The following is a 21,439-nucleotide window of genomic DNA, read 5'->3' as shown; positions in this document are numbered from 1 at the left end:
TATTTCGAATAGTCGGGAAGCACGGCGTCGATCTTGCCTTGCTCCTTGAGGAAGGTGGATGTCGCTTCGACCGCCTTGACCGTGCCGCCGCCGAGGAATTTGTCGGAGGCCTGCTCTTCCAGCGTCGGGAAGACATAGCCCTTGAGCAGCTGCGGCACTTCTTCCAGCTTGGCGCCGGTGAGTTTGGCGATCGCGGCCGCCTGCGGCGACGATACCGACCAGGCTTCGGGCTTGGCGAGGAACTCGGCATATGCCGCGCCCGTCACCTTGACGAAGTCGCGCACCGCTTCCGGGTTCTTTTCGGCGAAGTCGGTGCGCACGATCCAGGCGTCGAAGGTCGGCGCGCCCCAGGCGGCGACCTGCGAGGAATCCACCACCACCTTGCCCGTCGTCTTGATCTGGCCGAGCGCCGGATCCCAGACATAAGCGGCGTCGATGTCGCCGCGCGAGAAGGCGGCGGCGATTTCCGGAGGCCGGAGATTGAGGATCTCGACCGACTTCGGATCGACGCCCTCATGCTTCAGTGCTGCGAGCAGGCTGTAATGCGTCGTCGAGACGAACGGCACGGCGACCTTCTTGCCGGCGAGATCGGCGATTTTCTCGATGCCGGCGCCGTTGCGTGCCACCAGCGCCTCGGATTCGCCGATCAAGCCGACGATGAAGATGGTCTGGATCGGCAACTCGCGGCTCGCCGCCGCCGCCAGCGGGCTCGAGCCGACATAGCCGATATCGACCGAACCGGAAGCGACCGCGGCGATGACATCGGCGCCGGAATCGAATTTGCGCCAATCAATGGTGGCCTTAGTCGCCTTTTCATAGGCGCCGTCGGCCTGCGGCACTTTCGAGGGTTCGACCACCGTCTGGTAGCCGATGGTGATCTTGAGGTCGTCGGCCAGGGCCGGGCCGAGGAAGGCCGCGCCGGCAAGTGCCGCTGATGAGAGGAGAACAATGCGTCGCGAAATGATGGACATGAAGGGCTCCTGAAAAGAGAAAAACCGGAATGCTTCATAATAGTCAGCTAATTCTATGGTTCTTGTAGAGTTAAATCCTTCCAACCAAGGCGGGCTTGTTAGAAAAAAGCTGTCGATGGTGAGGTGGTGAGGCGGATAGGGTGGTTGCGGTGGGGCAGAGTGTCGCCACAGGGCAGGCCTTTCGACGCCGGCGGGCCAGCGCCCCCCTCTGTCCCACCGACCTCTAACCTCCTGAACTGCGGTGATGGCTCCGCCTACGCCCACCGCGAACTAGAATTCCCGCTTCCGGCCTCTTCCAGGCAAATTCATGCCTCAAACAACCGCCGATTTGACAACCCATTCCGCGTGTTCGAGGGTAAGTATAGTAATCTTATCGACATTGAGACTGGAGGCGACGATGAGCAGTCACCATATCGCGATGATCGCGCCCCCAAACTCGTGCGCTTTTGTATCCCTGTGGGCACAAAGGCTGGTCAAAATGGCCCGCGCGGCTTGAAAACGAAGCAAAATCAGCAGTTCTCGGCTTGTACATCATGTCACTAGAATTTATGTGTCATGCGGGCTTGGACGCGGCGGCAACGCACGCCAGGCGTTTTGCAACCGATGGTTCCATGCCGTCGCATGCCAGAGAAAATTTGATCTCATGCTCACCAAAAAAGGTAAGTACGGCCTCAAGGCGCTTGTCCACCTCGCGCGATTGCCGGCCGGGCAGCTCGCCTTCGTCAACGACGTCGCCACCGGCAACAACATCCCGAAGAAATTTCTCGACGCCATCCTGGGCGAGTTGCGCAATGCCGGCTTCGTCCAGAGCCGCAAGGGCAAGGATGGCGGCTATCGCCTGGCGCGGCCCGCCGACGAGATCAAGGTCGGCCATGTCGTGCGCGTCCTCGACGGTCCGCTGGCGCCGATCCCCTGTGCCAGCCGCACCCAGTACCAGCGCTGTGAAGATTGCAACGAGGCGACATGCCAAGTCCGACATCTGATGCTCGAGGTCCGGCAGGCGATCGCCGAGGTGCTCGATCAGCGCAGCCTCGCCGAAATGCGCGATATCTCTCTCGACGACCTGTCGGTCGGCATCGGCGATCTGCCGGTCGCGGTGAAGGTCCAGGCCTGACACTGGCGCTGCGCAGAGCGAAGGCATGCCTATGACCGGGCGCGCCAACTCCATCATCATTGTCGGTGGCGGCGCCAGCGGCGTCGTGCTGGCCGCGCATCTCCTGAAGTCGCCCAATCCCGACCTGCGCGTCACGCTGATCGAAAGGCGCCCGCATTTCGGTCAGGGCATCGCCTATTCGACGCTGCTGTCGGCGCATGTACTGAATGTCAGCGCCGCCGGCATGAGCGCCTATGCCGACGATCCCGGCAATTTCTGGCGCTGGCTTCAGGAACGCGGCCTGGCAACGGCTGAGGAGGCGCCCTTCTATGCGCCACGCAGCATCTATGCCCGCTATCTCGGCGAGTTGCTGGTCGATCTGGAAGCGCGGGAAAAGCAGAGCGGTCGGCTTCGGCTGATCCGCGAGGAAAGCCTCTCGATCACGCCCACCGCCTCCGGCGTCGAAGTGGCGCTGGCCAACGGCACCAGCGTGGTTGCGCATCTCGCCGTGCTGGCCACCGGCCACGACGAGGAGCCGGCGCAAGGCCATGCCATCAGGATGGGATCGGAAGCCGACACAGCACTTCCGCCCGGCGCCGGCGTCATGGTGCTGGGCACCGGCCTCAGCATGGTCGATGCTTTCCTGGCGCTGGAGCAACGCGGCCATCGCGGCGACATCATAGCTGTGTCCAGGCGCGGCCTGCTGCCCTCGCCGCATCGCAAGGGCAATCCGATCAAGCTCGACGTCGCCGACATTCCGCTCGGCACGCAGCTCTCCTATTTCGTCGGCTGGTTCCGCGACCTGATCAAGGAAAACCAGAAGGCCGGCATCGACTGGCGTGACGTCGTCGACGGGCTGCGGCCGTTCAACCAGAAGATCTGGCAGAACTGGCCGCCTTCCGCCAAGCGCCGCTTCGTCGAGCACACCAAGGCCTGGTGGGACATCCACCGCCATCGCATGGCGCCCGAGGTCTACGCCCGTATCACCGAGGCCGTGCAATCCGGCCGCATCCGCCTGGTCGCCGGCCGCGTCGTCGACATTGCGCGCAACGGCGAATTCACCGTCCAGGTCCAGTCGCGTCACACGCAGCGTCTCGAGACCTTCGAGGTCGCCCGCATCTACGATTGCTCTGGCATCGTGAGGGACATCTCGACCTCGTCGAACAGCGTCGTGCGCTCGCTGGTCGACCGCGGCCTGGCAAGGCCGGATCCGCTGCGCATCGGCCTCGACGTATCGACCAAATGCGAGATCATCGCCGGCGACGGAACCGTTTCGGCCAAGATCCTCGCCGTCGGCCCGCTGACGCGCGGCACCTTCTTCGAGATCGACGCCATCCCCGATATCCGCGTGCAGTGTGCGAGGCTGAGCAAGCAGCTGCTGGGCTAGGCTGTGTCGTAGATGATGCCGGCCTGCAAATGGCGGCTTCCTGTGCTTCCGGTGCTCACGTACCCAAAAGTACGCTCCGCTCCGGTTCTCGGAATCTGCCATTTTCGGCTCGCCTGACCTGAATCTCAACACACCCTCCAAGCCTTTGAGGCACAAACCGGAATTTCATTCCGCATCTGGCCGGTTGATTGGCACGATCTATCTTCTTTCCGACTGCAAAGGGCTGGAAAAGAGGCTACGCTGCCGCCCTGCCCAGAGGCGGTCGCTTGGTCATGGAGCATCGATATGAGCGAGCATGAGATCGCCGCACTGGACAGTGCCCCCTCGGAAGCCGAATTGTCCCGCCTGCGTCCGCCCTACAAGTCGGTGCTCGACCTGATCGGCCAGACGCCGGTGGTCGAGCTGACCAAGTTCGACACCGGCAAATGCCGACTGTTCATCAAGCTCGAAAGCCAGAATCCCGGCGGCTCGATCAAGGACCGCATCGCGCTGTCGATGATCGCCGCGGCTGAAAAGCAGGGCAAGCTCAAGCGCGGCGGCACCATCGTCGAGGCGACCGCCGGCAACACCGGGCTTGGTCTCGCCCAGGTCGGCATCCCCAAGGGCTACCGCATCGTGCTGGTCGTGCCCGACAAGATGTCGCGCGAAAAGATCCAGCACCTGCGCGCGCTCGGCGCCGAAGTGCGCATGACGCGCTCCGATGTCGGCAAGGGCCATGCCGAATATTACCAGGACATGGCCGAGAAGATCGCGGCGGAAACGCCCGGCGCCTTCTATGCCAACCAGTTCGCCAACCCGGCCAATCCGCTGGCGCATGAAACCACCACCGGCCCCGAGATCTTTTCGCAGCTCGACGGTGATGTGGATGCCGTGGTGGTCGGCGTCGGCTCGGGCGGCACGCTGACCGGGCTTGGCCGCTACTTCGCAAAAGTGTCGCCGAAGACCGAAATGGTGCTGGCCGATCCGGTCGGCTCGGTGCTGGCGCCGCTGATCAAGACCGGCAAGATGGAAGAGGCCGGCAGCTGGACCGTGGAAGGCATCGGCGAGGATTTCGTGCCGCCCAATGCCGATCTGTCGCTGGTCAAGAAGGCCTATTCGATCCCCGACAAGCAGAGCATGCTGGCGGTGCGCGACCTCTTGTCCAAGGAAGGTATTCTTGCCGGCTCATCCTCGGGCACGCTGCTGTCGGCGGCGCTGCGCTATTGCCGCGAGCAGACGGTGCCCAAACGCGTCGTCACCTTCGTCTGCGACAGTGGCAACAAGTATCTGTCGAAGGTGTTCGACGATTTCTGGCTGGCCGAGCAGGGGCTGGCCGAGCACGAGCAGCATGGCGATCTGCGCGACCTGGTGATGCGCTCGCACCGCACCGGCGACACCGTCTATGTCGGCCCGGACGAAAGCCTGCTCAATGCCTATGGCCGCATGCGCCGCTCCGATGTCTCGCAGCTGCCGGTGCTCGACAACGGCAAGCTCGTCGGCATCGTTGACGAAAGCGACATACTGGCCAAGGTCGACGGCCCTTATGACGGCCGCTGGGAGCGCTTCAACGGCCCGGTGCGCACGGCCATGACCTCCAACCTGCACACGCTGCAGGCCAGCCAGACGCTGGACGCGCTGCTGCCGGTGTTCGACCGCAACGAGGTCGCCATCATCTTCGACGGCGACGAATTCGTCGGCCTGATTACCCGCATCGATCTGATCAACCATCTGAGGCGCGCACGATGACCAGCAGCACCCCGCCAGCCGGCAAGAACCGACTGGCTTTTTCGACGCGCACCATCCATGGCGGCCAGAGCCACGACCCGCTGACCGGCGCGGTAATGGTGCCGATCTACGCCACCTCGACCTATGGCCAGCAATCGCCCGGCGTGCACAAGGGCTTTGAATATGCCCGCAGCCAGAACCCGACGCGCTTTGCTTTCGAGCGCGCGGTGGCCGACCTCGAAAGCGGCTCGGCCGCCTTCGCCTTCGCGTCCGGGCTGGCGGCGATCGCCACCGTGCTGGAGCTGCTCGATTCCGGTGCGCATATCGTTGCCACCGACGACATCTATGGCGGTTCCTTCCGGCTGATGGAGCGGGTGCGCAAACGCTCGGCCAATCTGCAGGTCTCGTTCGTCGACTTCACCGACCTTGCCGCCGTCGAGGCCGCGATCCGGCCCGAGACGAAAATGCTGTGGGTCGAAACCCCCACCAACCCGCTGCTGCGCATCGTCGACCTCGAAGGCGTCGCCGCACTTGCCAGGCGCAAGGGGATTCTCACGGTCGCCGACAACACCTTCTGCAGCCCCTATATCCAGCGGCCGCTGGAGCTTGGCATCGATATCGTCGTGCATTCGACGACCAAATATCTCAACGGCCATTCCGATATGGTCGGCGGCGTGGCCGTCGTCGGCGACAACAAGGATCTGGCCGCCCAGCTGAAATTCCTGCAGAACGCCATCGGCGCCATTTCGGGCCCGTTCGACAGTTTTCTGGCACTGCGCGGGCTGAAAACGCTGGCGCTGCGCATGGAGCGCCATTCCGCCAACGGCCTGAAGATCGCGCAATGGCTGGAAGCGCGCCGCGACGTCCGCCGCGTCATCTATCCCGGCCTCGCCAGCCACCCGCAGCACGCCGTCGCCGTCCAGCAGATGCATGCCTTCGGCGGCATGATCACAGCCGTGCTCGACCGCGACCTAGCCGGCACCAAAAAGTTCCTCGAACGCACGCAATTGTTCACGCTCGCCGAAAGCCTCGGCGGTGTGGAGAGCCTGATCGAGCACCCGGCGCTGATGACGCATGGCTCCATACCGGCGGAGAAACGGGCCGAGATCGGCATATCGGATTCGCTGGTAAGGTTGTCGGCGGGGATCGAGGATGGCGATGATCTGATCGCCGATCTGGATCAGGCGCTGGCGGGCTAGAAGCTCAATCAACTTGCAACTTCAGCGTTGCCCCTCATCGCCCTGCCTTGGCTCCTTTCCTTTCCTTTCCCTCCGGAGGGGGGAGAGGTGGCTCGGCGAAGCCGAGACGGAGTGGGGGAAGGCGTTCGCAGACGCGCAGTCGCCGCAAGACAGGCACAATCTGACGAGCAAGAGACCTCAGGCGCGCGGCGAGGGTCGACCCCCACTCCGTCGAGCTTCGCTCGACACCTCTCCCCCGATCGACGGGGGAGAGGAAGGGCAAGGGGCGGCGCGCGGACGTCTCATGATGATGGACCGGCCAATTGACCCCGAACCCCATCTGCCCGAAATGTAGCGCCCCATGGCCACGCGCGAACCACCCAAGCCCACTGAACCCCTCACTTTCGCCGTGCTGGTGTTCCCAGGTTTTCCGATGATGGCGTTCAGCTCGGTCATCGAGCCGCTGCGCGCCGCCAATGTCCTGGCGAAAAGAGAATGCTATCGCTGGATCATCGTCGGCGGCACGAAAGGTGCGGTCGAGGCGTCGAACGGCGTCGTCATCCAGCCGGGCTTTTACGCCGAGGATGCCCCGAAGGTCGACCGCATCGTCGTCTGCTCGGGCGGCGATGCCGATCACCTCGTCGCCGAGGACGCTGCACACTGGATCCGCAAGAGCCTGCGCAATGGCGCCCATATCGGGGCGGTGGCGGATGCCGCGTTCTTCCTGGCGCGCGCCGGCCTGCTCGACGGCCATGCCTGCACCTTGCACTGGACCAGCCAGGCCGCCTTCACCGAAGCCTTCCCCAACATCGAGCTCAGGCGCGACCTCTATGTCATCGACCGCAAGCGCTTCACCTCGGCCGGCGGCGTCGGCAGCCTCGACATGATGCTGGAGATCATCACCCGCGATTACGGCGCCGAGCTTGCCGCCGGCGTCGCCGAATGGTTCGTGCACAGCCAGCTGCGCTCCAGCATCGACCGCAAGATGATGCCGCTGCGCCTGCGCACTGGGGTCCAGAACGAGCTGGTGCTGTCGGCCATCGCCATCATGGAGGATGCGGTCGAGGAACGGCTCGGCATGGCCGAGCTGACCGCGAAGCTCGGCGTGTCCTCAGACAAGCTCGAGCGCTCCTTCCGCTCCGAACTCGCCATCTCGCCCAATGGCTACTACCGGCGCCTGAGGCTCAAACGCGCCGCCGATCTTTTGGCGCATTCGACGCTCGCCGTGCGCGACGTGGCGCTGGCATGTGGGTTTGCCTCGATGTCGAGTTTTGCCCGGGCGTTTCGCGAGGAGCATGGCCATCCGCCGAAACTGGCGCGGAGGCATTAGGGTAGTCAAAGGAATGGCGGGACAGCGCCCCCCTCTGTCCTGCCGGACATCTCCCCCTCAAGGGGGGAGATCGGATGTAACAACGGCTTTCGCCAATTTTCAGCGATGAAGAAAAGAGCGATGAGGCCAAAGCTGCCAATCTCCCCCCTTGAGGGGGAGATGTCCGGCAGGACAGAGGGGGGCGCTTGGCGCCTGCATCTCTTGTTGCCCAGCGGCATTCCGCACAACACACGCGGTTTCCAGCACAATCCTCCGGCCCCCGCTGCGCCATGCTCCAGCCCTCCCAACCCACCCAAGGCCAGGCACCCCATGAGCATCGTCGTTTTCGACCCCGACAGCACCGAGGACGTGGACTTCAAGGATCGCATGCGCCACCCCGCGGCGGCCGATCCGGCCGGCGGCATGTGGCTGTCGGACACCGAACCGTCCTTCATCGATGCCGACGCCCTGCGCAAGGGCCGGCTGGCCAAGCTGCGCGGCTGGATGCGCAAGGCCGGCTATGGCGGCGTGGTGCTGTTCGATCCGTACAACCAGCGCTACGCCACAGGCTCGCGCAACATGTTCGGCTATTTCCTGCGCAACTCGACCCGCTATTTCTTTATCCCGACCGACGGGCCGATCGTGCTGTTCGAATATCCGCAGAGCTATCATGTCTCCATGGTGCTCGACACGATCGACGAGGCGCGGCCTTCCAAGCTGGTCTGGTCGTCGGTCTCGGGCCGCGACGACGAGACCGCAGGTCCGTTCGCCGACGAGATCGCCGAGCTTTTGAAAAAGCATGGCGGCGGCTCGATGAAGCTCGGCCTCGACCGCTGCAGCCATCTGCAGGCGCTGGCGCTGGAAAAGCGCGGCTGTGAGGTCAGGGATTGCCAGGGCGAAATCCTGGCGGTGCGCGCGGTGAAGACGCCGGAAGAGGTCAAATGCCTGCAGGTGTCGATGGCCGGCGCCGAGGCTGCCGTCTATGCGGTGCGTGAGGCGATCAAGCCCGGTGTTTCCGAAAACGACCTGTTCGCCATCATGTATGGCGAGGTCATCCGCCAGGGCGGCGAGTTCATCGAGACGCGGCTGCTGACATCAGGCCAGCGCACCAACCCGTGGTTCAACGAGGCCAGCGGCCGCAAGATCCGCCCCGGCGAACTCTTGGCGCTCGATACCGACACCATCGGCTGCTACGGCTATTATTCGGATTTCTCGCGCACCTTCCGCTGCGGGCCGGGCAAGCCGACGCCCTACCAGAAGTCGCTCTACCGCATGGCGCATGACCAGGTTCAGCACAACATTTCGATCGTCAAGCCCGGCATGGCCTTCCGCGAGATCGCCGAGCAGGCGTGGAAGATCCCCGACCGTTTCGTCGACCAGCGCTACACCTCGGTCATGCACGGCGTCGGCATGCATGGCGAGACACCGTTCATCGCGCACGCCATGGATTACGAGACCTATGGCCGCGACGGCCATATCGTGCCAGGCATGGTGGTGAGCGTCGAAAGCTATATCGGCGAAAAGGGCGGCCGCGAGGGCGTCAAGCTGGAGGACGAGATCCTGATCACCGAGACGGGCACGGAGCTTCTGTCGCGCTTTCCTTATGAGGACGAGTTTCTGGAGACGCAGGTTTGATACGGGCAACCAATGAGCGCCTCGTTGCCTGGCGCCCTCCTCTGTCCCGCCGGCATACGGAAGGGTCTTTGACTGCCTCGCCCATGCATCACGCAGGCGCCGCATGAAAACGCCCATCTCCCTCAAGCGCGGCACCGTAGCCGCGATCTTCATCGACCTGCAGGAAGAGCACCGGCAGGACCCGCGTTATCTGGTTGAAGGCTTCAGCAGCATCCTCGCCAACGTCCAGCGCCTGCAGGCGGCGGCGCGGCAGAACCATGTGCCGCTCTACCACTGGGCCTACATCGTCGATCTCGACAGCCAGGACCGCCCGTTTCATCCGCTCGGCGAGGACGGCAAGTCGGCCTTTTCCGACAAGAGCGATCCGCTGACCGAAATCTGCCATGAGGTGGCGCCGGCCAAGGGCGAGGCGCTGCTGATCAAGGCCGAGGCCAGCGCCTTCCGCTGCGGGCCGGCGGCACGCGACATCAAGTCGGCCGGCATCGAATGGTTGGTCATATCAGGCGTCTGGACCGAGGCCTGCATCGACGCGTCGGTCAAGGATGCGGTGGCAAAAGGCTTTCGCGTGCTGCTGGTCAAGGATGCCTGCGGCAGCGGCAGCGCGGCCATGCACCAGACCGGTATCCTCAACCTCGCCAACCGGCTCTATGGCGGCGCCGTCACCGACACCGACGACGCCTGCCGGCTGCTGGCCGGCGAAACCGTCACCGTCTGGCAGGTCGAGGGCTCGGTGCCGCTGCGTTTCAGCTTCGACAACGCGGCCGCGCTCTACGCCGATCTATGACGCGAGGCTCTTACGAAACACGGCTCGACCCGGCCCTTTGGGCCTATATCGACGCCGTCAACGCCTGGTATCCGCCCGAAATCATCGGCCTGCCGATCGACAAGCAGCGCGCCGTCTACGACCGGATGAGCCGGGCTTTCCACCAGGGCCGCCCGGCTGGCGTCAAGGCCAGCGACGGGCTGATCGCCGCCGCCGGCCGCGACATCCCGGTCCGGCGCTACCGGCTCGAGGGCAACGCCGCCAAGGCGATGGTGGTCTACTACCACGGCGGCGGCTTCATCCTCGGCGGGTTGGAAAGCCATGACGACATCTGCGCCGAGCTCTGCGCCGGCACAGGTTTCGACGTGCTGTCGGTCGATTACCGGCTGGCGCCGGAGCATCTCCATCCCGCCGCCTTCGACGATGCGGTGGCCGCCTTCGAATGGGCAGCGGCGAGATCAGGCCTGCCGCTGGTGCTGTGCGGCGAAAGCGCCGGCGGCAATCTGGCCGCGGCGGTGGCGCAGGCGACGCGCCGGCACGCCAGCGCTGCGATCGGCCAGGTGCTGATCTACCCCGAGCTCGGCGGCGACGAGCGTGCCGGCTCCTACATCGAACACGCCGACGCGCCGCTGCTGTCGGTGACCGACGTCGCCTTCTACCGCGACGTCCGCTCGGCCAGGCGCCAATCGCTGGACGATCCGACTTTTGCGCCGCTGCGCGACAAGGATTTCACCGGCCTGCCGCCGACGGTGATCGTCACCGCCGAATGCGACCCGCTGTCCTCGGATGGCGAGACCTACCGCGACCGCATTGTGGCCGCCGGCGGCAAGGCGTGGTGGCACGAAGAGCCGAGGCTGGTGCACAGCTTCCTGCGTGCCCGCACCACGGTGCCGGCAGCCGCGGAAGCGTTTGCGCGGATTGTCGGCGCGGTTGGCGCGCTGGGCAGGGGCGAGTGGCCGTATTGAACGTGGCGAAGGCCCCCCTCATCCGGCCGCTTCGCGGCCACCTTCTCCCCGCTGGGGAGAAGAGAGAAGCGCCGGCGCTGCAAGTCTCCTCTCCCCTCGGGGAGAGGTCAGCCGAGCGAAGCGGAGGCTGGGTGAGGGGGCGTCTCGCGTGAAGCGCCGGCATCCTCTTTTCAACAATGGAACATAGGAGGTCGAGTCCCGTCGTACCGACCCCCTCTGTCGCCTTCGGCGACATCTCCCCCTCAAGGAGGGAGATTCGCGCCGCGCCATCGTCCAACGCATACGCCAATCGCCGACTCCCCCCGCGGAACCCCGCACAATCACTGCGGAAAACCGAACACTCCCTAGCGTCACCCAGCCTTATCATTCCCCCTCAGGCAACGGCGCCCCGGCGGTCGCGTCCGCCCCCGCGCCTGTCGATCGGCCGGGGCGATTTTTCTGTGCATGCCATTGTCCCAAAACCGCTGGGCACTTTTGGGCGGCATGCATCAACAACAGGGGAACGACGATGAAATTCATGCTGACCGACCGCAAACTCCACCCGCAAGCCAAACCCGTGGCCGACGATTTCAAGGCCGGCGGCATCAACCGCCGCGAATATCTGGCGCTGATGGCCGGGCTCGGCGTCAGCGCCGCCGGGGCGCTGGCGCTGGGCGGACTTGGCACCATCCCTGCCCGCGCGGCGGAACCCAAGAAGGGCGGCGTCCTGCGCGTCGCCATGAACGTCAAGGGTTTCAAGGACCCGCGCACCTTCGACGGCGTGGAGATGTCGAATGTCGCGCGCCACTGCAACGAATATCTGGTGCGCTGGAACACCGACTTCTCCTTCGAGCCCTGGCTGCTCGAAAGCTGGGAGGCGAGCGACGACGCCAGGACGCTGACCCTGCACGTGCGCAAGGGCATCTCCTGGTCGAACGGCGATGCCTTCAACGCCGACGATGTAATCCACAACCTCACCCGCTGGTGCGACGCTTCCGTGCCGGGCAATTCGGTCGCCGCGCGCATGGGCGCGCTGGTCAATGCCGACACCAAGAAGGTCGTCGATGGCGGCATCGAAAAGGTCGATGACTTCACCATCAAGCTGAACCTGCCCAAGTCCGACATCTCGCTGATCGCCGGCATGGCCGACTATCCCGCACTGATCATGCACCGCTCCTATGAGGGCGACGGCGATCCCCTGAAGGCGCTGGCCATCACCACCGGTCCCTGCGAGCTGGTCAGCTGGGATGCCGAGACCGGTGCCGAGGTGAAGCGCAAAGACAAGCCCTGGTGGAAGGGCGAATTCTACTTGGACGGCATCAAATGGGTCGACTACGGCTCCGACCCCAACGCCATGCTCTCGGCCTTCGAATCCGGCGAGATCGACACCGACCACGAGACCGCTTCCGATGCCGTCTCGCAGACCGAGACGATGGGGCTGATGAATTCCGAGATCGCCACCGGTTCGACCATCGTCGCCCGCTTCAATGTCGCCAACGCGCCCTATGACGACGTCAAGGTGCGCCGCGCCGCCCAGCTCGCCGTCGACAATGCCGCCGTGCTGGCGCTCGGCCTCGGCGGCCGCGGCAAGCCCGCCGACAACCACCATGTCGGCCCCATGCACCCCGAATATGCCGATATCGGCCCGGCGAAGCGTGACGTCGAGCAGTCGAAGAAGCTGTTGGCCGAGGCCGGCAAATCAGACCACGAGTTCGAGCTCATCTCCGTCGACGTCGAATGGCAAAAGAGCACCGGCGACGCCATCGGCGCGCAGATGCGCGAGGCCGGCCTGAAGATCAAGCGCACCGTGCTGCCGGCCGCCACCTTCTGGAACGACTGGAGCAAATACCCCTTCTCCTGCACCGAATGGCTCGGCCGCCCGCTCGGCGTCCAGGTGCTGGCGCTGGCGTATAAATCCGGCGCCGCCTGGAACGAGAGCGCCTACGCCAATCCCGAGTTCGACACGCTGCTCGACAAGGCACTGGCGACACCCGACGCCAAGGCGCGCAAGGAGATCATGGGCAAGATCGAGCAGAATTTGCGCGATTCAGGCATCATCATCCAACCCTACTGGCGCTCGGTCTACCGCACCTACCGCAAAGGCGTCGAAGGCTGCGAACAGCACCAGGCGCTGGAGCAGCACTTTGAGAAGGTGTGGATTGAGAGTTGAGAGGCGGTCCGCGCTAGCGGACGTAAAGCCAATTGCTTGGCTTTACGAGCCTCGAACGCTCTGAGCCTGCGAAGGGCCGGGCGACGGTGATGCGCCGGCATTTCTAACCTTCTCCCCTTGTGGGAGAAGGTGGATTGCCGCGCAGCGGCAAGACGGATGAGGGGTGTTCCAGCTTGGCGATACGCCAACAGTAAACGCCCTGAACCAGAGCAGAACCTTCACCGCCTCACTCCGTCACGCACCCCTCATCCGTCTCGGCGCTGCGCGCCGATCCACCTTCTCCCACAAGGGGAGAAGGTCAGAAGCGTCAGCGCCCCTTCAAGTGCAGGGCTAGCCGGTGGATCGCTGCGATCATCTGACGGGTTGAAAATGGCCGGCGCGAATGCCGGTGAGGCAGTTGCCTGAGCCCGCGCCGGCCACTGGCGAACCTGGGTCCGCCGCCCGGATTTTTTACCGCCCCGCCGATGCCCGATCAACCAGGCCGGACGTTTGGTACGCAAGCGGACAAAGCCTCACCGGGCCGGCTTCAGCAGCGTCCAGATCCAGCCGACAAAGGTCAGCACCAGGAACGGATAGCCCGCGGCGGGCAGCGGTGCCGAGGTCGGCAGCAAGGGCGCCCCCCAGAGGATCATGCAAGCCGAGACGACAAACAGCACGGCCGCCACCAGCGCGGTGAGCCGCATCCACAGGGCAAATGTCCTGGGCACGCTGACCATGACCAGTGCCGCCGCCCAAAGCGAGATGCCGCCGACATAGGAGGGCACGCTGGCCTCCAGCCCCGCCGCATTGCCCGCCATCAGCAGGGTCTCTCCGGCCAGGAAGGTCAGGAAGCCCGCGGCTATGCAGTCATTGCCAGCCGCTGGTATTTCATCGTCAACAGCGCGGTGGCGACCACCAGTGCGGCACCGTCGATCGTCCAGAGTGTTTCGCGAAGTGGGGCGCTGGCGACGAAGGTGCCGGCAAGGCCGAAGGCACCGCCGATGGCGAGGCCGATCGCGGCGACGGTGTCTAGAGTGGAACGCATGTGATGTCTCCCCAAGCCGGGAGAGAGGATACGACAGGGCGGGGCGTTTACAATAGGTGACGGGCGGACATCGGAGAAGGGGAATGGAGCGGACGGCCAAGTATTCTCGCCGCCTGTACGACAGGGCTTCCCTGCTACAAGGGGAGGCGTTTTCCCCGGCAATTCCCGATTAGGATACGACGTAACCGATTGCAAATGCTCGGCAATAAAGTCTCTTGTGTAAGTTCCTGTTTTGTTCCAAAATGCGCCTTGACGCAATTCCAGTCGAACATCTGCCGATGCAGCCCTAAATAGGCAACATGACCGCAGCTACGCAATTCGATCTTAAGTCTTCCGACCCCATTTCTCCTTGGTTGGAAATGGGTGCGTATGAGGCCCTTTGGCTGGACCATGGGGCATCATTTAAGTCGATTGCCGACAGGTTCGGCGGTGTCCCCTTTTCTGTTCCCTCTGATTTCGTCCCATATCCCACAGCAGTCAAATATGCCGAACTAGCAGATGAACAAATACGGAAATTTAGCTCTGCTCCGTATGGTGTCAGGATTCACGGCGCCGGCGAATATCCCAACAAAATTCGTGTAGCGAAACATCCTATCGAACTGCTTTATTATCAAGGCTATTGGGCGCTCTCAGAACAGCCTTCTATTGCAGTGGTGGGCACTCGTGAGCCAAGCGATGAAGGTATTTTGCAGACCCGCCGAATAGTCCAGGGGCTGATTTCTGACAAAATTATTCCGGTCTCCGGGCTGGCGAAAGGGATCGATGCAATTGTCCATGAAACAGCCATATCTCTGAAATTCCCCACAATTGCAGTAGTGGGAACTCCAATTTCTACGGCTTATCCGAGAGAAAATAGGGGTATTCATGAGAAGATAGCCCGAGAGAACCTTTTGATATCGCAGGTTCCGGTTGTGGCATACAAGGCTATGCCCTTGAATAAGACGCGAACCTTTTTCCCAGAGCGGAACATAACGATGAGTGCTTTGACGGATGCAACTGTTATTGTTGAAGCTGGGGAAACATCTGGAACACTCACGCAAGCGCGAGCGGCTTTAGCACAAGGTCGACCGCTATTAATTCTTGAAAGCTGTTTTCATAGATCCGATATAACGTGGCCCCACAGGTTCGAGGAACTAGGCGCGATCCGAGTTTCTGGTATTGAAGATATTTTGGCAAATGTCAGCGCGCTTTACAAAGATCGATGATCTGACACGCGGGGAGCATGGCTTCCTAGAGAAAGATGACTATATCCTTTATCTGGGGGAGTATACCGCGCACGGGGGTTATAAGTCCGAGACGAACAACCACATCTTAAACTTTAAAATGAGCCCTGCAATCCGCGATGAGAATGTCCATCGCTATAAACATAAGGCGCGGTCAACTGACTATTGGGCAGAAAAACTTCGTAGCGCAGTGCTAACGGATCGCTTGTCAAAGATTGCTTGGTGCCCTGTTCCGTGCAGTAAGCCCGTCAGCCACCCAGCTTATGACGATAGACTTTTGCGACTGATAACTCGAAGTTTTGGAGCTGGCGCGATAATTATTAATTGTATAAAACAAATTGAAGAACGCGTTGCGGCTCATGATACTAGTAATCGACCAGACCCCGCAAGTTTGAAGGCGGGCTGGGCATTCCAAACTGTTAACCTGCCCCAGAGCGTCGATACGATTGCAATATTTGATGATGTGATCGCAAGGGGAGCTTCTTTTAAGGCGGCACAGGCACTTCTCCATGAGGCTTACCCGCACGTCCCGATAAAGGGAGTGTTCCTCGCCCGCGTTGTCCATGATGACGACCAGCCTTCGCTGTTTGACACCCTAGCCGAGTGATCGAAAGCCACGACTCTCCGATTCTAACTATGCCATATTCACCCTTTAGCGATTGGCATGTTAAATGAGAGAACAAAATAGGAATCTTCGTATATATTAGTGATTGCGAATCGAAATCCGCGAAGGTGTCTCAATGCCAGCGTTCGGAATTTCTGCTTTCTTAAGAATTTTACATATGACACGACCGACCGCAACGGACGGAGCTGCGTCGAAGATTTACGCCACGAGGGGGAGGCTATGATTTTCACAGTAGCCTCCGCCGACTCTGCCAACGTCTGATGGCTGGAGAGTCGTTAGAGAGTTTGTACAAGAGCCAGAGAGACGATCCGCTCAACTTGGCCTACAGCAGTTGGAGGCTTGGAGAGCTCTTAACCTGGGCGCGATTTTGGAGTTCCCGCCAACTACCGTGCGAAGCCCGAGCGAAATCTTTTCGGTTAAGTTCACACCGAATTTTGGCCTCCGAGTCGGAAGCCAGTCTGTCGCCCTACATGTTTGGAATACTGCTTCGCCGCGCCTAGAGCCAAGATTGGCCCGAGCCGTTCTATCCTCATTCCCGCCTGTTTATCAAACAGCGAACAATTCGCCCGATGACATTGCGGTGCTATGCCTGCGAACCATGCGTTTTATTCGTCTGGGCGACGCATCGGACGTTGTCGAATTAGGTCGGCTGATCTTCGCGAATATCGATGGCATTTTTCGAGAAATTACTGCGGATTTGGGAGAGCCTCCGCCTGCGCCCGGCGAACACCCCACCCCACCTCCCGGAGAATATTCTCCACCGCGCAGCGTCAGCGCCGCGCTGGCGGGGGGCCCGCTGCCTCCGGCAGCTCCCCCGCTTTCGAAGCCTGCCATCGATCCACCGGATCGATGACTTGGCGCGCTGCGCGCACCAACCGGCTTCTCAATCGCCCATCTTCAGCGCCTGGATAAACGCCTCCTGCGGAATATCGACCTTGCCGAACTGCCGCATCCGCTTCTTGCCTTCTTTCTGCTTATCCAGCAGCTTGCGTTTGCGCGAGACGTCGCCGCCGTAGCATTTGGCGGTGACGTCCTTGCGCAGCGCCGAGATGGTTTCCCGGGCGATGACCTTGCCGCCGATCGCGGCCTGGATCGGGATCTTGAACAGGTGGTTCGGGATCAGCTCCTTCAGCTTCTCGCACATCTGCCGGCCGCGCTTTTCCGCCGCCGTGCGGTGCACCAGCATGGAAAGCGCATCGACCGGCTCCTCATTGACCAGGATCGACATCTTCACCAGGTCGCCCTCGCGGTAGTCGGTCAGGTGATAGTCGAAGGAGGCGTAGCCCTTGGAGATCGACTTCAGCCGGTCGTAGAAATCGAAGACGACCTCGTTGAGCGGCAGGTCGTAGATCAGCATGGCGCGCTTGCCGACATAGGACAGGTCGGCCTGGATGCCGCGCCGGTCCTGGCAGAGCTTCAGGATACCGCCGAGATAGTCGTCGGGGGTCAATATGGTGGCGCGGATCCACGGCTCCTCGATCGCCGAGATCTTCACCACGTCGGGCATGTCGGCCGGGTTGTGCAGTTCCTTCATCGAGCCGTCGGTCAGAGCCAGCCGATAAACGACGCTCGGTGCCGTGGCGATCAGGTCGAGGTTGAACTCGCGCTCCAGCCGCTCCTGGATGATTTCGAGATGTAAGAGGCCAAGGAAGCCGCAGCGATAGCCGAAGCCGAGCGCTGCGCTGGTCTCCATCTCAAAGGAGAAGCTGGCGTCGTTGAGGCGCAATTTGCCGACCGCGGCGCGCAGATCCTCGAAATCGGCGGCGTCGACCGGGAACAGGCCGCAGAACACCACCGGCTGCGCCGGCTTGAAGCCGGGCAGCGCCTTGGCAGTGGCGCGCTTGTCCTCGGTGATGGTGTCGCCGACGCGGGTGTCGGCCACTTCCTTGATCGAGCCGGTGAAGAAGCCGAACTCGCCGGGGCCGAGCTCGTCGACATTGATGCGCGCCGGCGTGAACACGCCGGTGCGCTCGACCAGATATTTGGCGCCGGTGCCCATCATGCGGATGGTCTGGCCCTTCTTCAGCACGCCGTCGATGACGCGCACCAGCACGATGACGCCGAGATAGGCGTCGTACCAGGAGTCGACCAGCATCGCCTTCAGGGGCGCCGTGGCGTCGCCTTCGCGCGGCGGCGGCAATTGGTGGACGATGGCCTCCAGGACGTCCGGAATGCCAAGGCCGGTCTTGGCCGAGATCAGCACGGCGTTGGAGGCGTCGATGCCGATCACCTCCTCGACCTGCTCGCGGATGCGCTCGGGCTCGGCGGCCGGCAGGTCGACCTTGTTCAGCACCACGACGATCTCGTGGTTGTTGTCGATCGCCTGGTAGACATTGGCCAGCGTCTGCGCCTCGACGCCCTGGGAGGCATCGACGACCAGCAGCGAGCCCTCGCAGGCGGCCAGCGACCGCGACACTTCATAGGCGAAGTCGACATGGCCGGGCGTATCGATCAAATTGAGGATATAGTCCTCGCCATTGTTGGCGCGGTACTTCAGCCGCACCGTCTGCGCCTTGATGGTGATGCCGCGCTCGCGCTCGATGTCCATCGAGTCCAGCACCTGCTCCTTCATGTCGCGCAGCTCCAGCCCGCCGGTCAGCTGGATCAGCCTGTCGGCAAGCGTGGATTTGCCATGGTCGATATGGGCGACGATGGAGAAATTGCGGATGTGGTCGAGGGGCGTGCTCATGGCGCGCGTTTAGCAGGGGTGGCTTGCCCGAGCAAGCTGTGCGCCTTTGCCGGAGCAGGCAGCACGGGCGCCTGTCGCTTTTTTCGCGCTTTTCGCGAAAAATCTATAAATTTTAACCAAGCCCGTTAGAGCATAATTTGCGAACGGGATGTTAGCGGAGGGAAATATCTGATGTAAGGACGAAGGCATGCGGGGGCTTGCAGGCAGTTTTATCGAGTCGCGGAGCGGCTCGTTCGCACCGATACTCATTCTTGCCATGATACCGTTGATCACGGCGATCGGCTTTTCCGTCGACTACACCTCCGCTGTCCAGACCAGGTCGACCGAGCAGGCGGCACTCGACGCCGCGATCCTGTCGATCACCACGATGGATACGGCCTCGACGAAGCCGCAGCGCCAGGTGGCGATGCAGGCTTCCTACGTGGCCAATGGTGGACAGGGCACCGCGACGCTGAACAGCTTCGACGTCAGCGCCAACGGCACCGCCACCGCGCAGGCCTCGGCAAGTTTCGCCATGCCGACCGTGTTCATGCAGATCGCCAGGATTCCCACGGTAACGGTCGGCGTCGCGTCGGCGGTGAGCAAGACGCCGGCGCTGGTCGAAGCTACGTTCAATGTCGATCACGTTTCGGGCTACTGGAACAAGACCATGACTCTGTACGGCCTTCCCTACGGTTGGACCTCCACGACCACGCCGACGGCCATGATGAAGGCCAACTATAACTACAAAGCGTATAGTTATTCCTATACGAGCGGTGGTAAGACCTATACCGCTGCCGAGCCGAAAGGTTACGGGACGACAACTATTACCACGGGACCAACCGATACGCTGGTTCAGACCCAACTGTGCACGACAGTAGGATCAACAACCGATTTCACGGCCACTGCGGGAGTTTACAAAAGCACCGCGGTGGCAAAAAGCGGAAAAACGAACGGCTCCACCGTCTATTTCAAGACGACGTGCGCGACCACGAATTCCGCCGGAAACAGCAGTGGCGCAACAATCAACGTGAGCACGATGGACAAGCTCTATCTGCAGATGGATGTGCCGTCCGGGCCGGTCAACCCGCTCAGGTCGAACAATACAGACACGTCGAACCGGCTCTACCTCGGCGCCGGGTACAGCACCGCGGCACAAAAGGCCCTGAACCCTTCCAAATACCTCCCCGTCGAGGTTGCCAGCAACACGGTCGTCGACATCTTCGCCGTGGTGCCCTGCAGCGAGACCAGCGATCAGGCATGGGAAGACGGCGGCAACAATCCTCCACTGCCAGACGTTACGAACGCCGACTTCTTCTACAGCGTGATGGGCAAGTGCGACTTCAACAAGCGACCGTCCGACACACTGCTGACGCAGTAGATGCTGCTCCTCTTGCCTTCTCCCCTTGCGGGAGAAGGTGGATCGGCGCGTAGCGCCGAGACGGATGAGGGGTGCTGGACGGAGCGCAATAGCCGGCTAATCTAAGCCATGCCGCATCAACCTGTCCCGCCAGCCAAACGAAGCTTCGCCCGTTCGCTCCGGTGTGTAATGACGGAAGCGGAAGACCGGCTGTGGCATGAACTGCGCGACCGCAGGCTCGACCGGATAAAATTTCGGCGCCAGGTTCCCATTGGAAAGTACATTGCTGATTTCGTCTGCTTCGAAGCACGCTTGGTCGTCGAGATCGATGGCAGCCAGCATGCGGAGTTGGAGTCTGACCGCGTCCGCAAAACTCACCTGGAAGAGAAAGGCTTTCGCATTTTGCGCTTTTGGAACGATGACGTTCTGAAAGACATGAACGCCGTTTGCGATACCATCATCGCCTATGTACGGGATACCAGCCTACAGCCTTGGCGGTAGGGGCGCGTTCTTCCCTTCTCCCCCTGTGGGAGAAGGTGGATCGGCGCGTAGCGCCGAGACGGATGAGGGGTGTTCCAGCGGAGTGAGACGTTGGCTTTCCCTGGAACACCCCTCATCCGTCGCCTGCGGCGACACCTTCTCCCACAGGGGGAGAAGGGAAGAACGCCTGCGGCCCGATCACAAACCGGTGAGCGCTGTAACGAAGGCGCCGACAGCGGCGAAGTGGGGATATCTGCGGTGCTTCCAGGCGCCGCCGCCCACGGAGCAAGCCGATGTCGCGATCCTGTACGTTCATCAAAGTGTCCAGCCTCTCGGCGATTGCGCTGGCAGCGTCGCTCGGTGCGGCGGCGGCCCAGCCGCTCAGCGTGGTCGAGCTGTTCACCAGCCAGGGCTGCTCGTCCTGCCCGCCGGCCAATGCCAATCTGATCAAGGTCAAGGACCAGCCCGGCGTGCTGGCGCTGTCGTTCAACGTCACCTACTGGGACTATCTCGGCTGGAAGGATATCTTCGGAAAACAGGAATTCACCCGGCGCCAGGTCAGTTATGAGCCGGCGCTCGGTCATGACGGGCCGTTCACGCCGCAAGTGGTGGTCAACGGCCATGCCGATGTCGTCGGTGCCGCACCCGGCGAAATCGAAAAGCTGATTGCGGCGAGCGGCCGGACAAGCGGCCCGGCATTGTCACTCGATGGCGGCAGGATCAGCATCGGCGCCGGCGCCGCACCTGGCGGCCACGCCGATGTCTGGCTGGTGCGCTATGCCAAGGGCGTGGTCGAGGTGCCGGTTTCGCGCGGCGAAAATACCGGCCGCACCTTGCCGCACGCCAATGTCGTGCATGCGCTCGAAAAACTCGGCAGCTGGACCGGCGCGGCCGCGACATATCCT

The 21,439-nt window shown here is 62.4% G+C and carries 18 protein-coding genes; 14 read left to right on the top strand and 4 right to left on the bottom strand.

Translation table 11 applies throughout. From position 1 onward, the window contains the following. On the bottom strand, window positions 1-971 hold a 971-nt coding region (gene tauA / locus EN932_RS08670), incomplete at its 3' end, for a taurine ABC transporter substrate-binding protein (protein WP_128368788.1). Between the two features lie 643 nt (window positions 972-1,614). On the opposite strand from tauA, the gene EN932_RS08665 reads away from it, so the two are divergent. The 9 genes from EN932_RS08665 (at window position 1,615) to EN932_RS08615 (ending at window position 13,154) form a co-directional block, all read left to right on the top strand. Then, on the top strand, window positions 1,615-2,085 hold the full coding sequence (locus EN932_RS08665; protein ID WP_013528705.1) for an Rrf2 family transcriptional regulator: 471 nt from the start codon (window positions 1,615-1,617) through the stop codon (window positions 2,083-2,085). A 31-nt stretch (window positions 2,086-2,116) separates the two neighbouring features. Further along, complete coding sequence (locus EN932_RS08660; RefSeq protein ID WP_127388479.1) at window positions 2,117-3,451, top strand: FAD/NAD(P)-binding protein; 1,335 nt, start codon at window positions 2,117-2,119, stop codon at window positions 3,449-3,451. 285 nt (window positions 3,452-3,736) lie between these two features. After that, entirely contained in the window at window positions 3,737-5,176 is a 1,440-nt protein-coding gene (locus EN932_RS08655; protein WP_064992683.1) for a pyridoxal-phosphate dependent enzyme, read from the top strand. Further along, window positions 5,173-6,354 (top strand): PLP-dependent aspartate aminotransferase family protein, encoded by a 1,182-nt coding sequence (locus tag EN932_RS08650; RefSeq protein ID WP_127388476.1) that lies wholly within the window; start codon window positions 5,173-5,175, stop codon window positions 6,352-6,354. The genes EN932_RS08655 and EN932_RS08650 overlap by 4 nt, the downstream gene beginning before the upstream one ends. A 340-nt stretch (window positions 6,355-6,694) precedes the next feature. Beyond that, on the top strand, window positions 6,695-7,663 hold the full coding sequence (locus EN932_RS08640; protein WP_013528701.1) for a GlxA family transcriptional regulator: 969 nt from the start codon (window positions 6,695-6,697) through the stop codon (window positions 7,661-7,663). Window positions 7,664-7,972: 309 nt separating this feature from the next. Further along, the gene (locus tag EN932_RS08630) at window positions 7,973-9,277 is read left to right on the top strand and encodes a Xaa-Pro peptidase family protein (protein ID WP_027161258.1); all 1,305 of its coding nucleotides are present in this window, start codon (window positions 7,973-7,975) and stop codon (window positions 9,275-9,277) included. Between the two features lie 103 nt (window positions 9,278-9,380). Then, window positions 9,381-10,061: an isochorismatase family protein gene (locus EN932_RS08625; RefSeq protein ID WP_127369492.1), complete on the top strand. Its 681-nt coding sequence runs from the start codon at window positions 9,381-9,383 to the stop codon at window positions 10,059-10,061. Next, window positions 10,058-11,005, top strand: a complete 948-nt coding sequence (locus tag EN932_RS08620) for an alpha/beta hydrolase (protein WP_127388491.1) — start codon at window positions 10,058-10,060, stop codon at window positions 11,003-11,005. Before EN932_RS08625 ends, EN932_RS08620 begins: the two co-directional genes overlap by 4 nt. Window positions 11,006-11,513: 508 nt before the next feature. Next, complete coding sequence (locus EN932_RS08615; protein WP_127369490.1) at window positions 11,514-13,154, top strand: ABC transporter substrate-binding protein; 1,641 nt, start codon at window positions 11,514-11,516, stop codon at window positions 13,152-13,154. A gap of 512 nt (window positions 13,155-13,666) precedes the next feature. Here the strand turns inward: EN932_RS08615 and EN932_RS38780 are convergent. Further along, window positions 13,667-13,951 carry a hypothetical protein gene (locus EN932_RS38780; protein ID WP_127370026.1) on the bottom strand — a complete coding sequence of 95 codons (285 nt, stop codon included), beginning with the start codon at window positions 13,949-13,951 and terminating at the stop codon, window positions 13,667-13,669. Window positions 13,952-13,992: 41 nt separating this feature from the next. Continuing rightward, window positions 13,993-14,178 carry a hypothetical protein gene (locus tag EN932_RS38775; protein WP_127370025.1) on the bottom strand — a complete coding sequence of 62 codons (186 nt, stop codon included), beginning with the start codon at window positions 14,176-14,178 and terminating at the stop codon, window positions 13,993-13,995. Window positions 14,179-14,477: 299 nt separating this feature from the next. Between EN932_RS38775 and EN932_RS08600 the strand changes: the two genes are divergently transcribed. After that, a complete protein-coding gene (locus EN932_RS08600) occupies window positions 14,478-15,383 on the top strand; it encodes a DNA-processing protein DprA (protein ID WP_127370024.1) in 906 nt (301 codons plus the stop codon). Beyond that, a complete protein-coding gene (locus tag EN932_RS08595; protein WP_128338147.1) occupies window positions 15,337-16,008 on the top strand; it encodes a hypothetical protein in 672 nt (223 codons plus the stop codon). The genes EN932_RS08600 and EN932_RS08595 overlap by 47 nt, the downstream gene beginning before the upstream one ends. A 901-nt stretch (window positions 16,009-16,909) precedes the next feature. Here EN932_RS08595 and lepA read toward each other — a convergent pair. After that, window positions 16,910-18,715, bottom strand: coding sequence for a translation elongation factor 4 (gene lepA / locus EN932_RS08585; RefSeq protein WP_063169622.1), 1,806 nt, complete (start codon window positions 18,713-18,715; stop codon window positions 16,910-16,912). A 187-nt stretch (window positions 18,716-18,902) separates the two neighbouring features. On the opposite strand from lepA, the gene EN932_RS08580 reads away from it, so the two are divergent. The 3 genes from EN932_RS08580 to EN932_RS08570 form a co-directional block, all read left to right on the top strand. Continuing rightward, window positions 18,903-20,075 carry a TadE/TadG family type IV pilus assembly protein gene (locus tag EN932_RS08580; protein WP_024504099.1) on the top strand — a complete coding sequence of 391 codons (1,173 nt, stop codon included), beginning with the start codon at window positions 18,903-18,905 and terminating at the stop codon, window positions 20,073-20,075. Between the two features lie 108 nt (window positions 20,076-20,183). Then, window positions 20,184-20,555, top strand: a complete 372-nt coding sequence (locus tag EN932_RS08575; RefSeq protein ID WP_127369712.1) for an endonuclease domain-containing protein — start codon at window positions 20,184-20,186, stop codon at window positions 20,553-20,555. 272 nt (window positions 20,556-20,827) lie between these two features. Beyond that, window positions 20,828-21,439, top strand: a 612-nt coding sequence (locus EN932_RS08570; protein ID WP_128368787.1) for a DUF1223 domain-containing protein, incomplete at its 3' end; no start/stop codon positions are given.

Source organism: Mesorhizobium sp. M7A.F.Ca.US.002.01.1.1 (genome assembly GCF_004022955.1).
Classification (GTDB): Bacteria; Pseudomonadota; Alphaproteobacteria; order Rhizobiales; family Rhizobiaceae; genus Mesorhizobium; species Mesorhizobium ciceri.
This window is presented reverse-complemented; position numbering and strand designations above follow the sequence as displayed.

Coding starts and splice junctions, on each gene's coding strand:
- EN932_RS08630 (WP_027161258.1), top strand. CDS start 7,973: ATGAGCATCGTCGTTTTCGACCCCGACAGCACCGAGGACGTGGACTTC.
- EN932_RS08640 (WP_013528701.1), top strand. CDS start 6,695: ATGGCCACGCGCGAACCACCCAAGCCCACTGAACCCCTCACTTTCGCC.
- EN932_RS38780 (WP_127370026.1), bottom strand. CDS start 13,951: ATGGCGGGCAATGCGGCGGGGCTGGAGGCCAGCGTGCCCTCCTATGTC.
- EN932_RS08620 (WP_127388491.1), top strand. CDS start 10,058: ATGACGCGAGGCTCTTACGAAACACGGCTCGACCCGGCCCTTTGGGCC.
- EN932_RS38775 (WP_127370025.1), bottom strand. CDS start 14,178: ATGCGTTCCACTCTAGACACCGTCGCCGCGATCGGCCTCGCCATCGGC.
- EN932_RS08615 (WP_127369490.1), top strand. CDS start 11,514: ATGAAATTCATGCTGACCGACCGCAAACTCCACCCGCAAGCCAAACCC.
- EN932_RS08575 (WP_127369712.1), top strand. CDS start 20,184: ATGCCGCATCAACCTGTCCCGCCAGCCAAACGAAGCTTCGCCCGTTCG.
- EN932_RS08650 (WP_127388476.1), top strand. CDS start 5,173: ATGACCAGCAGCACCCCGCCAGCCGGCAAGAACCGACTGGCTTTTTCG.
- EN932_RS08580 (WP_024504099.1), top strand. CDS start 18,903: ATGCGGGGGCTTGCAGGCAGTTTTATCGAGTCGCGGAGCGGCTCGTTC.
- EN932_RS08625 (WP_127369492.1), top strand. CDS start 9,381: ATGAAAACGCCCATCTCCCTCAAGCGCGGCACCGTAGCCGCGATCTTC.
- EN932_RS08655 (WP_064992683.1), top strand. CDS start 3,737: ATGAGCGAGCATGAGATCGCCGCACTGGACAGTGCCCCCTCGGAAGCC.
- EN932_RS08660 (WP_127388479.1), top strand. CDS start 2,117: ATGACCGGGCGCGCCAACTCCATCATCATTGTCGGTGGCGGCGCCAGC.
- EN932_RS08665 (WP_013528705.1), top strand. CDS start 1,615: ATGCTCACCAAAAAAGGTAAGTACGGCCTCAAGGCGCTTGTCCACCTC.
- EN932_RS08600 (WP_127370024.1), top strand. CDS start 14,478: ATGACCGCAGCTACGCAATTCGATCTTAAGTCTTCCGACCCCATTTCT.
- lepA (WP_063169622.1), bottom strand. CDS start 18,715: ATGAGCACGCCCCTCGACCACATCCGCAATTTCTCCATCGTCGCCCAT.